The sequence below is a fragment of the Pseudomonas sp. NBRC 111124 genome (assembly GCF_001320245.1).
Taxonomy (GTDB): domain Bacteria; phylum Pseudomonadota; class Gammaproteobacteria; order Pseudomonadales; family Pseudomonadaceae; genus Aquipseudomonas.
This window is the reverse complement of the sequence record NZ_BCBA01000043.1, coordinates 1-15350: the sequence shown is the minus strand read 5'-3', so window position 1 is coordinate 15350 and position 15350 is coordinate 1. Positions and strand designations below refer to the sequence as shown.

General features: G+C 55.6%; 14 protein-coding genes. 9 read left to right on the top strand and 5 right to left on the bottom strand.

Going from position 1 to position 15350, the window contains the following annotated elements; translation table 11 throughout:
* The first annotated feature begins 104 nt into the window (after window positions 1–104).
* On the top strand, window positions 105–2267 hold the full coding sequence (locus tag APH28_RS17635; protein ID WP_060511528.1) for an ATP-dependent endonuclease: 2163 nt from the start codon (window positions 105–107) through the stop codon (window positions 2265–2267).
* A gap of 62 nt (window positions 2268–2329) precedes the next feature.
* The gene (locus APH28_RS17630; RefSeq protein ID WP_256249830.1) at window positions 2330–4261 is read left to right on the top strand and encodes a UvrD-helicase domain-containing protein; all 1932 of its coding nucleotides are present in this window, start codon (window positions 2330–2332) and stop codon (window positions 4259–4261) included.
* A gap of 119 nt (window positions 4262–4380) precedes the next feature.
* Here the strand turns inward: APH28_RS17630 and APH28_RS17625 are convergent, their stop codons facing one another.
* The 4 genes from APH28_RS17625 to APH28_RS28665 form a co-directional block, all read right to left on the bottom strand.
* The gene (locus APH28_RS17625; protein WP_060511524.1) at window positions 4381–5328 is read right to left on the bottom strand and encodes an HNH endonuclease; all 948 of its coding nucleotides are present in this window, start codon (window positions 5326–5328) and stop codon (window positions 4381–4383) included.
* Between the two features lies 1 nt (window position 5329).
* Entirely contained in the window at window positions 5330–7651 is a 2322-nt protein-coding gene (locus APH28_RS17620) for an AAA family ATPase (protein WP_060511523.1), read from the bottom strand.
* 211 nt (window positions 7652–7862) lie between these two features.
* Complete coding sequence (locus APH28_RS17615; RefSeq protein ID WP_060511522.1) at window positions 7863–8156, bottom strand: hypothetical protein; 294 nt, start codon at window positions 8154–8156, stop codon at window positions 7863–7865.
* Window positions 8157–8421: 265 nt separating this feature from the next.
* The gene (locus APH28_RS28665) at window positions 8422–8577 is read right to left on the bottom strand and encodes a hypothetical protein (RefSeq protein WP_156340907.1); all 156 of its coding nucleotides are present in this window, start codon (window positions 8575–8577) and stop codon (window positions 8422–8424) included.
* On the opposite strand from APH28_RS28665, the gene APH28_RS17610 reads away from it, so the two are divergent.
* On the top strand, window positions 8570–8836 hold the full coding sequence (locus APH28_RS17610; protein WP_156340906.1) for a hypothetical protein: 267 nt from the start codon (window positions 8570–8572) through the stop codon (window positions 8834–8836). The two genes, APH28_RS28665 and APH28_RS17610, sit on opposite strands and share 8 nt — an antisense overlap.
* Before the next feature lie 142 nt (window positions 8837–8978).
* Here the strand turns inward: APH28_RS17610 and APH28_RS17605 are convergent, their stop codons facing one another.
* Window positions 8979–9608, bottom strand: coding sequence for a hypothetical protein (locus APH28_RS17605; RefSeq protein WP_060511519.1), 630 nt, complete (start codon window positions 9606–9608; stop codon window positions 8979–8981).
* Window positions 9609–10105: 497 nt separating this feature from the next.
* Here APH28_RS17605 and APH28_RS29200 point away from each other — a divergent pair, with 497 nt between their 5' ends.
* The 6 genes from APH28_RS29200 to APH28_RS17570 all read left to right on the top strand — a co-directional run.
* The gene (locus tag APH28_RS29200) at window positions 10106–10351 is read left to right on the top strand and encodes a hypothetical protein (protein ID WP_256249822.1); all 246 of its coding nucleotides are present in this window, start codon (window positions 10106–10108) and stop codon (window positions 10349–10351) included.
* Between the two features lie 129 nt (window positions 10352–10480).
* Window positions 10481–11206 (top strand): metallophosphoesterase, encoded by a 726-nt coding sequence (locus APH28_RS17595; RefSeq protein WP_060511515.1) that lies wholly within the window; start codon window positions 10481–10483, stop codon window positions 11204–11206.
* On the top strand, window positions 11206–11562 hold the full coding sequence (locus APH28_RS17590; protein ID WP_060511513.1) for a hypothetical protein: 357 nt from the start codon (window positions 11206–11208) through the stop codon (window positions 11560–11562). The genes APH28_RS17595 and APH28_RS17590 overlap by 1 nt, the downstream gene beginning before the upstream one ends.
* A 763-nt stretch (window positions 11563–12325) precedes the next feature.
* On the top strand, window positions 12326–12751 hold the full coding sequence (locus APH28_RS17580) for a hypothetical protein (RefSeq protein WP_060511509.1): 426 nt from the start codon (window positions 12326–12328) through the stop codon (window positions 12749–12751).
* A 38-nt stretch (window positions 12752–12789) separates the two neighbouring features.
* Window positions 12790–13518 carry a metallophosphoesterase family protein gene (locus APH28_RS17575; RefSeq protein ID WP_060511507.1) on the top strand — a complete coding sequence of 243 codons (729 nt, stop codon included), beginning with the start codon at window positions 12790–12792 and terminating at the stop codon, window positions 13516–13518.
* 264 nt (window positions 13519–13782) lie between these two features.
* Window positions 13783–15350: KAP family NTPase (locus APH28_RS17570; protein ID WP_218186520.1), on the top strand; the 1568-nt coding region annotated here is incomplete at its 3' end.

Sequence of the window (15350 nt, the reverse complement as noted above, 5' to 3'; positions counted from 1 at the left end):
CGTTTGGCCAGGACTCCACCAAGCCAACACTGGCCAAAAGAGGCCAGAAGAAGCGAGAAGTGGCCAATAGCGCCGACAGAAGCCAGGCTTAGGGAGAAGTGGGGATGTACCTTTCAGCGCTGTCGATCCGTAATTTCCGCCAGTTTGGCGATCTGGCTCCGGGTTTCACCATCCACTTCAACGAGGGCGTCACTGCGCTTGTAGGCGAGAATGATGCCGGAAAGACTGCGGTGATCGACGCCATCCGGCATGTCCTGCAAACCCGGGATTCAGACTTCCTGCGACTAGAGCTCGAGGACTTCCATGTCGGGAGTGACGGCGAGCCTGCGACCGACATTACTATGGTTTGCACGCTGGCAGGGCTGACCACACTGGAACTTGGAGCCTTCGCCGAATACGTCACGTTTTCACGCGGGGAGGGGCTGCTTCATGTGCACTGGTCGGCGCGTCGACTCGCGATGCCGACAGCGTCGCGTCGCTGGGTGGACATCCAGGTTCGCTGTGGTGAGCGGGGAGAAGGGCCTGCCTTGGACGTCGGCGCGCGCCAGTTGCTGGCAACCGCATACCTGAAGCCATTGCGAGATGCCGAACGGGAGATGTCACCGGGTCGCAACTCGCGCTTGTCCCAAGTCCTGTCGAGCTTCCCGGGTATAGACGCCGGTGAGTCCTATGTCGATATCGCTCCACCGGCGTCGGCAGCTGAAGCCACTGGCCTGAGCATTGCGGGCATGGGTGATTACATGCGCGAGCTGGTCAGAGGACATCAAGCCATCAAGGTTGCCCAGGCGACAATCAACGACCGATATCTGGAGCCTCTCTCTTTAGCAGGACAGCCGCTTCATAGCCATCTTGGCTTCGGCGATACCGGCAGTGAAACCACAAAGCTCAAGCAGATCCTTGAGCGCCTGGAGTTGGGTTTGCTGGACAAGGGATCGGGGAATGCGAGGGGGAGCTATGGTCTGGGCTCGAATAACCTGCTGTTCATGGCCTGCGAGCTCTTACTGCTCGGCAAGGAACCGGATGGGCTGCCGCTGCTGCTGATCGAGGAGCCGGAGGCGCATCTTCACCCGCAGCGCCAACTTAGACTGATGGAGTTCCTCGAGCGCGCATCGCAGCCTCGCCCCCAACAGCAAAATCAAACCCAACAGCAAGATCAAACCCAGCAGCAAGATCAAACACAACAGCAAGATCAAACACAACAGCCAGATCAAGCCCAAGCGGAACCAGCGCATACACGTCCCGTGCAGGTGATCCTCACCACACACAGTCCCAACCTGAGCTCTAAGATTGCCTTGGAGAATCTGGTGCTCATTCATGGCCAGCGTGCCTTCTCCATGGCACAGGGGCGAACCAGGCTGTCCGCTGACGACTATCGCTTCCTGAGTCGTTTTCTGGATGTCACCAAGGCCAGCCTGTTCTTTGCGAAAGGGCTGCTCATCGTTGAAGGGGATGCAGAGGCGATCCTGCTGCCGGCACTGGCCAGGCTGCTTGGGTGTGACTTGACCGAGCATGGTGTGTCAATCGTCAATGTGGGTGGCGTTGGCTTACGCCGTTACGCACACATCATGCAGCGAGCTGATGCGACAGAGGGAATAATCCAGATCCCAACGGCCTGCATCACCGACATGGATGTGATGCCGGATTGCGCGCCGGCCATCATGGGGCTGGATCCGCACAAGCTCAACGCCAAGGGTAAACCGGCGCGTCGTCAATGGCGGATGCTCAGTGACTTTGGCGCTACCGAGATTGAGCGCGAACCGAAGCTTGCGGCTCATCGTCAGAAACGGACACGTGGCGATGGCCAAAACGTGAAGACCTTCGTGGCCGATCATTGGACGCTCGAGTATGACCTGGCTGTCGAAGGGCTTATGGACTGGGTACACCGTGCCGCCACGTTGGCCTTACATGATGTAAAAATGAACGAAAAAAAGCTGACGCGACAGAAAGTCCTCGAGAGGGCGACGAAGGCGCTGGCGGCACTTAAGTCTCAGTATCTCACCAATGAAGAGCGTGCCACCGAGGTTTACCGGCAGGTTGATTCGGGCTCCAAGTCGATTACTGCACAGCATCTGGTCGACCTGCTGCAGTCGGCATTTGATGAAGGTGAACTCGACCGGGCAAGCTTGCGTGCAGCGTTACCGGCCTACGTGGTTGAAGCGATCGAATACGCCACAAGAGGCCGGATCATGCCTTCGGCGCCGGAGCAGCCGGCCACAAACACCGCGGAGACGCCGCTAGAGGCGCTTGAAGCAGGGGAGTTGGCGTAATGCGGCTCCAGGATCTTGTGCCTCCAGTCACGGATGCAGACATCGAGTGGGTGAGCGCGCTTATGTCGTTGCGCGACCTGGATGAACCTCGGAGGGAGTTCCTCAAGCGTCTCGATACGCTCGATGTAGCGGCCTGCCCGGGGAGCGGTAAGACCACCCTCGTGGTTGCCAAGCTGGCCATTCTTGGTCGTCATTGGCGTAGTCGAACGCAGGGGATCTGCGTGCTATCGCACACCAATGCAGCGCGTGAGGAAATTGAGAGCCGGCTGGGCGCCACAGAGATTGGCCAGAGGCTGCTGCGCTACCCACATTTCATCGATACCATCCACGGTTTTGTCATGCGGTTTCTTGCGTCGCCCTGGCTGCGCTCGAATGGCCACCCGCTGACGGTGGTGGATGACGAGGCAACCGGGCGAGCAAGGGGAAGGGCGCTGGGAAAAGATCGTTGGGGTGTAGAGTACTTTCTCGATCAAAAAGAAAAGACGCTCGCTGATCTTCGACTGCCCTCGGTCGATTTTTCTACCCCTCTTCAAGGTAAGCATTACATTTGCTCGCCAGATGCACCTACTCATGGAAAGTTATGCAGAGCCATGGGCGCTGCCGCTTCGGAAGGCTACTTCTGCTATGACGAGGTTTTCACGCTTGGCCAGGCCATGATTGAGCAAGAACCGAATGTTGCTCAATCGCTGCAAGCCCGGTTCCCCTGTGTACTCATCGACGAAATGCAAGACACGGACTTGGAGCAGAATCGCCTTTTGAACCACGTATTTCCGCGCGATGCAGCGAATACAGTGGTGATCAGGGTGGGCGATCCCAATCAGCAGATATTCGAGGGTGACGGAGAGTCTGATGGGGCATTCCCGCATGGCGGGACAATCGAGATCTCCACAAGCTTTCGATTCAACCAGGCCATTGCCACGCTGGCAAACAGCTTTGCAGTCGCTCCCATTACGGGCGGATTGGTCGGTCGGGCCAGAACGGGTGAAGACTGTCCCAACACCCTTTTTGTCTTTCCAGACGACGATACGAGCGGTGTGCTTGGCGCATTTGCAGAGCTTGTGTCACGGCATGTACCCATCACCCAGCGCAAGGATGGGGTGCATGCGCTCGGTGCTGTTCACCGACTGAGGAAGTACAAGGACAACCAATTCCCGAAGGCCCTGGAGCACTATTGGAGCGCCTACCGCTCAGACGCTAATGGCTCGACGTATGCGCCCAAGACATTCATTGACGGTGTTCGCAGGGCCAGAGCCCACCTGGCGATCAGCGGTCACGCGCACGAAAGCGTTGAGATGATCGCGAGGTGCCTGCTCCATCTCGCTGAGCGTGCTGGGTTGAGGAAGCCAGTCCAGATCAGAACAAGGCTACACCGCTACATCGAGCGAAGCTTGGCAGCTAACGCGAAGCTTCTCAAAGCCTACCAGCGAGGTATCTACCTCTACTTGTTCTATCCGCATCCACTACGAGAGAAGCGGTGGGTTGAGACCCACGTTGGGCTCCTCAAGCGGCTGATCCAGGAGCTGCATCCTGGGGAGGAGGTTTCAATGACTACCGATGTGGAAGCCTATCTGGCGTGGGCAGAACCAGGCGATACGGTCGAGGTCGAGTCGCAGGTGCCCCGCAAAACCATTAACACATACCGATGGGAGGCCGGGGGGCACGAGCCTGTCGACGTTCAGCTGGCGTCCATGCACTCCGTCAAAGGGAAGACGCATTCGGCGACGCTGATCTTGGAAACGTTCAGTGGACAGCACTTTCTGGAAATGATGTTGCCCTGGCTTGAAGGAAAGCCCTTGGTTAAGAAAGAACATCAGGTGACTTACCGGAAAAACAGGATGCTCATGTATGTCGGCATGACTCGGCCTACGCATCTGCTTTGTCTGGCGATTCGAAGCAGCGCGCTGGGTGAGGGGGAGGCGAGAGTTGAGCGAAGGGCGGCCCTGCAGGCACAGGGCTGGGTGATCAATGAGTTGGATGCGAGAGCGGCAAGCTGACCCACGGTTGATATGCCCGGTAAAACCCGGAGACATTGTCATCATCGTTGATCTCACGGGAAGGCATGGTGAAGCGATCGGGTGGAAAAATTCCCACCCGTTTCGCTTCGTCTGGCCTATTAGCTCTGCACCAGCTCGAACGTGCGACCCGATAGGGCACCATGCAGGCTTTTCAAGGCGCTCTCCAGTTCACTGCCTTCCTCAACCTCGAACTGCTCAATGGTTTCCAGCGAGCTTTTGAGGTCGGCGTTCGCGTTCACAATCACTTCCTTACCCGCGATTTTGTTCAGCAGATCCTCACACAGCTTCTGCCCTTGCGGCGTGATGCCTCGGTATAGCGTGACGCTGTGATCATTGGTTTGCACCCGAATGAAGCGAACATGATCGTCGAAGCGATGGAAGCGAGGGTGGAACATTTCCGTGAAAGAATTGGGCGCAGGGTACGCCTCCAAGCCCTGTTTGGTGGGGCTGGCCCAGTCGTCGTCAGTCTTCAAACTGTTGCAGTCAACGCAGGCGACCGACAGGTTCCAGAAGTGGAAGGAATATTGTTCGTAGCTTTCGCGTGGAAGGATGTGCTCGATTGGCTTCGAGTAACCGCTGTTGAATAACCACCGCCGGCAGTAGCAGCAACGGTTACCTTGCTGCTTAGCGATGTACTGCCTGAAAGCCCCCTTGATGTCACTGACGGTCGGCTTCGCTGGGCCTCGCTTGCGCTTGGGCGTCTCAGCAGGTGCAGGGGAACCTGCAGCTCCCGCCTCAGGTGAGCCAGGTGCAGCGATCGTGCCGGGTGCAGCGACCGTGCCAGGGGCGGCGATCGCGCCAGGCGCTGCGGCCACTGTAGCTGCAGGCACCGGCTTTTTAGGATTCGAAAATTCGTTCCAGAGGTTTCGCTTCTTGATTGCTTCGCCAGCCTGTCTTGCCTTGAATCGCTGCAGAGCCATCACGTGGAAACGGTGAATGTTGAACATTACGACCTTATGGAAGCGCTCCTCGGCATGGCACTGCGCCTTGTACTCGTCGTAGGCAGGCTTCATGTCGGCATCTTTCAGCACATAGTAATCCGCCACGCTACACCTGAGCCTCGTCGGTACGTTTGCTTGCCGCTTCCTGGTCGACCAGTAGCAACTCAATCGCGGTGTAGGCCTTCTTGATCAGGTCGATGTCCTCTTCCTGACCTGGAGGTACGTATGCTCCAGGTTGAGTCGGCATCTTCTTGAGCATGTCATTCAGCTCTTTGAGAGGTGAGGGCTGGTCAGCTCGAAGCTTGCCTTTTGTTTCAATCGTTTTGGCAACGATACGAGCGCAGGCCTCATGCACCGCGCGGTTGTGAGGGGTGTAGGTACCGAAGCCTTCCAGAATGATCGACTCAACGGAGTACCGCTCCTTGTCAGTCAGCTTCGGCAATTTGCCCGTGTCGAGCAAGAAGCTGTGACTGCCTTGGTCGTTCGCATTGGTGATGAGGGTCGGAGCATGGGTTGCGACGACGAATGAGCAACCGAAGCGGCGGGAGAGCAGGTGGAACACCCTTGGAAGTGTCTGCTGCCATTTCAGATGCAAGCTGATTTCTGGCTCGTCTACCAGAAAGACCGTCCCTGGTTCGGCTGACGTGATGATGTTGAGCAGCAACTGGTTGATGTTTTGCTCTCCAGAACTCAGCGATGAGTAGGAGACAATCCGCTCCTTTTGATCGTCAATCGCTGGGCGCACGACGCCGAACTCGTATTTGGCCAGCCCGTCAGGAACATGGTTATCCGCAGCGTGATCTGACATCCTCAAGGTGCGAATTTCATTAGGGGCATTGTCCAGTGCCATTTCTGGCCGAAGCATGAAGTAGAAGCGTGGGGCGAAGCCCAGGCACGTTTGGCACTCTTTCAAGGCCTCAAGCATGTGCTGATCGACGAAGACCCTGGCCGCCAAGGCGGTTACGGCTTTGGTCAACCTGGAGGGTGAGATGGCATCTGCACTGGTGCGGGCACCGCGATACTCAAAACGTTTGTATTGTTGGCTGCGTCCGAGCGGGAAACGATCATGTACCCCTGTCGAGATGCCAACAGTTCTGCGATCAAGCTCACCGACCCTGTCGATGAGTTCACACAGCAACTGGGTCTTCCCTGCACCGTTGTTACCAATGATATAGATGCAGGCAGGCTCAGTCGGATCGCTCAAAAGCTTGAGAATGTCTTGTGGGTTGGCCGCAAGGTTGAAAACACTTCCCTGAAGCTGATTGGTTCGGATGAAGTTTTTGGGCGAATAGATTTTCCAGGCTTCCTGATGCTCGCTTTTGTCCTCGATACACAGCCCCTTTACATCCTTGAAACCATCTGAAAACTGTGCATTCAAGATAGTTTCGACCTTCGGAGGAATGCTCCTGGGCAGGTCGTCGATGTTGCGTGATTCATGGATGTTAAAGATATGACCGGCTAGGATCGCGCGTTCTTCAAGATCCAGCCGCTCCAGGGATTTATTAGCGTTTGAGACGTCGATGTACAGCGCTGGCTTGCGCATCAAGTGAATATGCTGGCTAAAAATCAGCAGGACTTGGTCATGCGCGGCGGCTGTCGCTTCGCTGGAGCTAAAACAGATAGCAGCGTCTAACCGCAGACCGTTGAAGATCGCCGGTGCAAGCTCTTTACGTAGTCCGCCGTACTTCGCTTTGCTGGCTGGCAGTACAAGCATGAATCGCGCAGGTTGAGGGTACTGTAAGGCAAATGCGGCGAGGTTGATGAGTCCCGTCACGGCAGTGAATTTGAATTGCGGGCCAGCGTCAACGAGGTAGCTCGGCTGACTGTCGGCGACCCTGTCAGGAACGTGACGATGAATAAAGTCAGGGTAGATCTGGTTGATGATGAGTTTTAAGGAAATCAGCGCCTTCAAACCAGCAGAGGTCGGGGACAGCATCGGGAAAGAACTGCTGTCTATTTCAGAGGACTTTCCAATAGACAGCTCAGCCGTCGTCGGCGCAATCTCGACAATAGGCGAGTACAAGGTGGAATGAATACTTCCGACCAAGGCTGCGACCACCATTGGATGGCTCGGGGCAATCTTGTAGAACTCAAAGATGAAGAGATCAATGAGATGTGTCGCCGTTTTTACCCTGACCTCCCGATCCATCGTGTCACTAGACACCGCTCGGATGTGCAGCAGCTTTTCGTTGAACGCTGCCCTGACGTCTGTATCATCGAATTCGTTTAGCTTCATCAGCTCGGTTACATGTACCCTGGCATCCTCAAAACTGCTTCGGTACCTGTCTTCCAGGATCAGCCCCTTCGTCAGGTGCAACGCGGCGAGGAGATTGATTTTCTCTGATGAAATGTTTGGGAAGCTACGTCCTACGTTAAGCATTTCTTCAGCGATCAGGCGAGTGATCTCCCGGCCTTCGTCGTATTCCATGTGACGCTCTCATTTTCCAATGTGTTAAGGGATGGTGGCTGTTTGGCATGATCCGACAGCCTGAGTCCGCAGGCAAGCGGGTCTCTAATGGAGAAGGAGCGAGCCGCTATATGGCGCGCAAAAGTGCTATGCAGGGAAGAGATTTGCGTGGACGAGACTGGGAGCAGATCCTTGCGGCAGCCCCCAGTTTTTGAAGGCGTTAGTGCATGGGTTATTCGCCGATGGTCTGGCCAAGCTTGCTGGTTAACAGCTCGTAGAACTTCTCGCGACTACGAGGATTTTTGAGTTCGGCACAGGCTTCGTCCAGCGCCTGAATTGCCTCGTCGTGGGTGATCTCGTCATCATCGATCAAAGGCTTGAGCTTCGTCTTGTAGATGTAGCTCAACTCGTTGTAATCCTCACACTGAGCGCACGACACCAGTGAGGCGTCTCGCTTACCGCCTGGGTTCTCATCCTTGTAGCTGTATTTGGCGTTGATGTCGCTGATGGTCTTAGCCTTGGCCATGTCTTACGTTCCTGAGCCGGGCGATCCTGGGAAATCCTTATCGCATCCGGTAAGCCAGACGTGGTGGCTATCTGCTGGTATTCAAGTCGCAGACACAAACGATTACCACTGTGACGGTTTGATGTCTGGCCAAGCCTACGTAACAGGCAATGAGAGCATTGCTCTGTACCGTGATTTTGGAGGGCCTGTTTTGGCGTGCATAGCAGGATTTAGCGTGTGAGTATGAATGCCCCTCGGCTTTGTACGAAAAGTGCCTGCGCGCCGATCATGCTGCGTTGAAAACAGGCTCGGAATGCTCATTTGCCACCAGCAAAGTCGAGCGCGACTCCGACCGTTCCTCGCCTGTTTTCGCCTTGCCTGATCGCCGCTCGGCGACTTTTCGTACAAACCCTAGCATCGCTAACAGGAGCAGCATGACCATGAAAGCCATCCATAACCGCATTATCGAAAACCGTCTGGCCAAGCGACTTGTGGCCTGGGCCTTGATTCCGCTATGTCTCATCCAGGCGGGAGACAAATCTCGTAACCTCATACGCATAACGTACGGCCTGACGGTTGAGCAGGGGGTTGCTGAAACACTTCCCTACATTGTCTGCTGCGCATTGGTAGTAGCGATCACTGCACAAGCTAAGAAGGTAGCGCGAGCGCTGCGTGGACAGCACCGGCTGCTTGGCCGCTGACTGGCTTCACATGCGACTGAATGCAGGCGCATCGTCTGGATAGCTGAGGCGTCGATCGTGAAGGTTCAGGCAGGGTGGGATCTGTTGACCCCACTCCGGTTACAGAGTGAGGTCTGGGAAGCCCCCTACCATTGGGAGAGGTTTAGTGAGGGCGTGGGTACCAGTTACTGTCGCCAGGACGGATATGGCCTGGGCAGTACCCATATCTGATTCTGAGTTCGGCTTTCTGCTCCTGGTACATGCCCCCCAGGGTATCCTGGATCATGGAAACATAAGCTTCGAAAGACGGGTGCTTGCGCCAGTAGTTACCATAGATCGCATGGGCGAGGGAGCGGTCATACCAACCACGCACAAGCAGTAGCACGCCTTCGATCCGTGCCTCCAAGCCCTGATCCGAGAAAGCCTGTTTACTTCCCCTGTCTTTCATCTGCTCGCGCAGCACAAAATTTGCTGGGCAATAGCCCATCGCCTCGCTTGCCTCATGAAATTGCTCATGCACTTCACGGTGAGATTCGCGATCTTCTTTGAGGTCGAAGGCGAAGCTGTAATCGCAGAGGGAACACTTGCTAACGCCATGAGGGTCAGGAGAGACGTGCACATGGAGCATGATCCACTTGTCATAAAGGCGGATCGCCTCATGGTAATTTCTGACGCCTAATTCCTGGACTGCAGCTTTGTCTTGACGCTGACCCAGCTTTAGCCAGGGGTAGGTGTCTTTCAATTCCTTGGCGACACGTTTGACTTGCTTGATGTGGCTGGAGGTGACTTGCATTTTTTCAGCTCTCGGGAGGGCTGGCCTGGCGTCCACTACGAGGCAACCTGATTGATGTCAGGTCGGGTAATTCAACTGTCACGATAGTGCTAGAGCTTCGCTGGTGTGGACTGCAGGCACCTACCGAGTACCTGGCCGCGGAGACTAGCACTGGTGTGGCTGCTTGACAATCCGTTGTGCCGCCCTGGTGTCCAGAAGCAATGACTGCTGGGTGGTGGTGTTTGCCGTAATTACCAATGCCTCGCCACCGTCTGTTTGGAAACGCCTAGCTCCCGAGCCACCTCAGCCTTGGTCAGCCCTTGGCCCCTCAGGCGTTGAACCTCTTCCCGGCGCTCATTGGCCGCTGCCACCCGGGAGTGTGTCCTGGACTCTGGCTTGATCGCGAGCGGGGCTATCGACCCACCCAGGGTAGCCACCTCTTTAGACACCTGCTTCAACAGTTCCGTAGGGCGAACGACCTCATCAGCGCCGTATGCCAGTGCGAGAAGGGTGAGGGGATGCACACCAAGCTGTCGCGCGATCGCATCGAGCTTTTCCACCGTAACCCCACGCTCACTGCGCTCGACGCGACTGAGGTGGGCGGCGGTTACGCCTTCCTCAAGATCGGTCAGCAGTATTTGCTGTTGCTGGCGAACGTGGGTCAGCGCTGCGGCGATCGCTTGCCTGAGCATTCGGGCGTATCCCTAAAATCCGACTGTATGCCCGGTTTGCGCAGTTCCACTCAATGTCGTATAGTCAAATGAGTGGAACTGTCGCGATTTGCTGCGCGTGCGGAAGACCAGATCGGCCTGTCCACACGCAAGCCAGGGGCGATTTCAATATATCGCTTAATCGAAATTACGGGACTGAAAGTCAGTCCTGCGGGTAGCTGCATGAAAATTTTGGTGTATTCCGATTTACATACCGAATTCGAAGATTTCACGCCGCCGGCGACGGGTGCTGATGTGGTTATTTTGGCAGGGGACATCGGTGTGAAAACTCGGGGCGTGCAGTGGGCAAACGCTGCGTTCGGTTGTCCTGTCATTTACGTCTGCGGTAACCACGAATTTTACGATGGCCACCTCGAAAGAACGCTTGAGGAGATGAAGGCGGTCGCAGCGTCGCATGTACATGTCTTGGAAAACGAGTGTTGGATTTGGAATCAAACCCGGTTTCTGTGCGCCACTGCCTGGACTGACTTTTCATTGACGGGTTCGGCAGACATTGCCATGCGCAGGGCTGCTGAACGGATGAATGATTTTCGGGTGATTCGGACTGGAGCAGACAATCGCCGCTTGCGACCTGAAGATGTGGCTGTACGTAACCTGGCGTCACGCACTTGGCTTTCCCAGGAGCTCAGCAAACCCTTTGCAGGACTTACCGCAGTGGTAACTCACCATGCTCCGTTGGTCGGTGTTTTGAATGGCCCTCGTGACCACCTTGATGCGGCGTATGCCAATCACTGGCCGGATCTCGTTCACCAGGCAGATCTTTGGGTTTTCGGCCATACGCATTGTCCGGTCGACCTCATGGAGCGTGACTGCCGTGTGGTGTCGAACCCAAGAGGCTATCCGGGGGAGCGACTGCAGTTTCGCTCTGATTTTGAGGTTGAGATCTAATGACTGCAGGCACCGATCTGGGTTACCTGATCAAGACGTTTGGCGCCACAAAGGCAGACGTTACCTTCAATCGGCTTCCTAAAGTTATCCAGGCCGCCAGGGAGGTGATATCCGATGACGAAGTCGTTGGCTATCTGATGTGCGCGCTGGACAAGCCGCCGCAGATGACCGGCCTGATCTTTTGCGACTATCGCCATGACTTCCCAGAGGGGCTGCCGATGTGGACGCCCCCAGTGGTAGAGCGTCTCTATCGGGGAGGTTACCTGGTTGTGCGAGCACAGGGCGGCGGGCTGTATGTGATTGCCCATTGGTATTACGAAAACGGCGGTTTACGTCCGTTCTTTGAGGTGCATTGAGATGGATGACCAATGGGACGAGCCAGGTCGGCAGCGCGCAGCCGCAGCCTGTGGCGAGCCTGAGTGCGTTACTCGGGCGCGCGCTACCGGATTTGCATCATTGGTCACGGGGTACCTGTACCACACCGCGATTGATCTGCATCTAGGCTGCTTGGTTGGCATCGTTTACGGCGAGCGTCGAGGCCGCTTTGAGGATAGCGCCGTCATCCGAAGTTCTCGGTTAGAGGGTGGTTGGGAGCAGGAGGGATTTCGGCTTTATCGCACCGTGAACGGGAGCCTCTATTTCGTCTGTGACTGGGCCTCTGTGGAGCTCAACTCACGTTTCGCAACATTCAGTTGTTGAGCGTAGCGGTGCTTGAATCGGTTCATAGGGGCTAGAAGGTCGACTGAAGAGGAGAGGGAGGTGACGGCATTCCTGTAATCGTTGAAGACCGTCTCATGCGTTGACGGAAGGGTGTCGGCGCCGCCATCTGAGGTTATCGACCGGCCTGGTTATCGAGCCGCAAAAACAGCTGCGGCATCCGTACACGCGTGGGTAGCGATTCAACAGACAGCAGGTGGCGTCAGTTTAATGATGCGAATCTGACAACGCTCGCTATCACACCAGATTCTCAAGACACGAGCTGCTGGCCTGAGCGTCGATGGGGCGTTGAGAAGCTTGCAAACAAATTTACTCGGCGGCGAGGGTAACCCTTGTTAGCCGACTGCGATAGAGGCGACTAAGCATTCAGTCGTCGGGCCTGATGATGAGAAAGGTGGGACGGTGGAAGCAGCACAGTTGGCGTACTTTTTACTCCACGGCGCAGAGCACGTAGAAGGACTGGCATCTTCGGACGATCAGTTGATTGAATTAGCAAAGACCCGTTCGGGAGACAAGCCTTACTGCGTGATCAGGAGTTGGATTTTGCTTGATGTGATGGTGTCTCACACCGACGAGAAGACTCTGCAGGCGCAAGGTCTTCAACCTACCGTGTTATTGGGACGGGAAATCATTTTCGACAGTCGCACCCAGTGCTCACGGCCAGGCGGGCTGAGATCCAGCTTTCTTTACTCGCAGGTAGGGTCGGTGTTCGAAAGCAAAGACACGCTGTATTACCTGGCGGGGCCCGGCTTTCGCAATCACACCAGTCTCACAGCTGTACTGACGCTCGATAACGTTGGGTGGCGGGTGACCCTGGACGCAATGTGAAGCGACGACCTGATACTAACGACACGGAGCCTGGGTAATTGAAGATAGCGATCTACTCTGATTTGCATCTGGAATTTTCTGAGTTCGAGCCTCCTCCGGTCGAGGCTGATGTGGTTGTACTCGCGGGCGACATTTCGGTGCGAAGCCTCGGAGTGACGTGGGCAAATCAGACATTCAAATGCCAGGTGATCTACGTCTGCGGCAACCACGAGTTTTACAAGGGGCACATTGATCGAACGCTTACCAAGATGCGAGACGCAGCCGAGCCGCATGTGCGCATCCTGGACAACCAGAGCCTCGTCATCGGGGGCACTCGGTTTCTGGTGGCGACTGGTTGGACAGACTTCACCTCGACCGGGGACTACAGAGCAGCGATGAGGGAATGTGCGCAATGGATGAACGACTTCAAACGAATCCGCATCGGGGACGGTTATCGCAAGCTCAGACCCGCCGACCTCATTGCCCGGAACATCGCTACCCGCGAGTATCTCGCCTGCGAACTCGCTAAGCCGTTTGACGGCAAGACGGTAGTTGTTACACACCACTGCCCGATAGCTGAGGTCGCCGGGGATGGCCATGAAGGCCACCTAGCGGCGGCTTACTCCAACCAATGGCACGATTTGCTTGAGCTCGCGGATGCATGGATCTTTGGTCACACGCACCATGCTGTTGATACAAGTGTCTCCGGCTGCAGACTCGTCTCAAATCCGAGGGGATATCCTGGTGAGCGAACAGGATTTGCCGCAGATTTCATGATGGAGATCTGACTCTGAGTGGCCTGGTCGACATCCGCCATGGTGACATAACGTTAAGCCAAGGTGAGTGTGAAGCCGCCAGGACGGTTGTCGCCCAGCTTCATTAGTTGTTTTAGCCTAGCTAGCCAGGCTCATCTATGGCATATAGCCGCTATCGGAGCGTGAGCACCCTTGAGCTGGTGCGCATGCAGATGGAGGCTAGGTAATCCGCTCGCAGCGCGACACGGAAGGCCGGGATCGGGATCAAGGTAGATGGTTGAGTATCGGAAAGGCCGTGTGAAGCGTTTATGGGACGCGCTAGCGGCGCGGATCTGCGAAATGGGCGAGGGGTATAACACGTCTCAGACGCTTTCGAGTAAAGAGAAGTTCTTTGAGCCGTTGACCCCCGTGCTATTGAAGGAACATGTCTCAAGCAGGTACGAGCGTGAGCTGAGGCACGCTCTGGAAAATCCCGAGATTCTGAACATAGCCATCACGGGCAGCTATGGCGCTGGCAAGAGCAGCGTTCTGAAGACTTTTTTTGAGAACCACCGATCCTACAAACACACCTTCATATCCTTGGCGACTTTCACCAAGCCCGATCTTGTCGGTGAATCTGGGACTAAGCCCAAGGTGGACACGTCATCTCAGACGCCTGCAGAAAAAGGCGCTGATGCTGCCGGGCCCAAGGTGGATAAGGACATCACGGTTGAAAAAGCGGACAAGGACGTCCTGATCAATCGCATCGAAGAGACGATTGTTCAGCAGTTGCTCTATGCAGTGCCTGCCAGCAAGGTTCCCAAGTCCCGCCTGAAGCGGATCACACAGACTTCGAGCTTTCACTTGTCGCTTCGTACCGGTGCGATGACAGCAATCGCTGTCTGCGCATTGAGGTTGTACAGCCCTACGATAGCCAATAACTCGAGCGTCGCTTCAAGCTGGCTGCTTGAGAAGCTCTTGTTGATTTCCGAGCCTTTGGCCCTGCTCGTCCTGGCTGCTGGAGGTATCTGGTTGCTTCACACCGCTTTGAAGCTCCTGTCGTTATTCAGCATCGATGGGTTAACGCTCAAGGGGGGCAAGCTTGAGGCTACCCAGCATGGCTCGGTGCTTCACAAAAATGTGGATGAGATCATCTACTGCTTTGAGCGCAGCGACGTCGATGTGGTGGTGATCGAGGATCTGGACAGGTTCGATGTTCAGGAAATCTTTTTCCGGCTGAGGGAAATCAATTTCATCATCCGTAACTCTCCTCAGGTGAAGCGGCCTGTCCGATTTGTGTACGCCATTCGGGATGAAATGTTTGGGGTGGGTGACAAGACCAAGTTTTTCGACCTCATCATTCCGATCATCCCAGTCGTTCATGGGGATAACGCCAACGAGCTGCTTTCCAAGCTGCTTGGCGAAAGGGTTTCAAGCGATCGGCTGCCCCATCGGCTACATGAGCGGCTCATAGACAATGTCGGCTACTACATTGATGACATGCGTCTGATCAAAAATCTCGTCAACGAATACTCTATCTACGAGAGCCTGCTTGTCTGCGGTGAAGTGAAACTCGACCTGAACAAGCTCTTTGCCATGGTTGCGATTCGAAATCTCTACCCCCGTGCCTTTGCAGACCTGGCGAAACGACGAGGAACACTCTATTCAATTTTCGAAGAATACCCGGCGTGGGTGGCTTCCCAGTTCCAGTCCAAAGAGGATGAGCTTTCTGCCCTTCAGGCGCGCCGTATAGCCCGTCAGCACGAACAGGCGACGGATGTTGTAGAACTGCGCGCCCGCGTCTGGTACGAGATAATGAGGCGCGACCAAGCGTGGGAGGCAACCTCACTGCAGCTAGATGACGGCTCCTACATTTCACTGAAGGT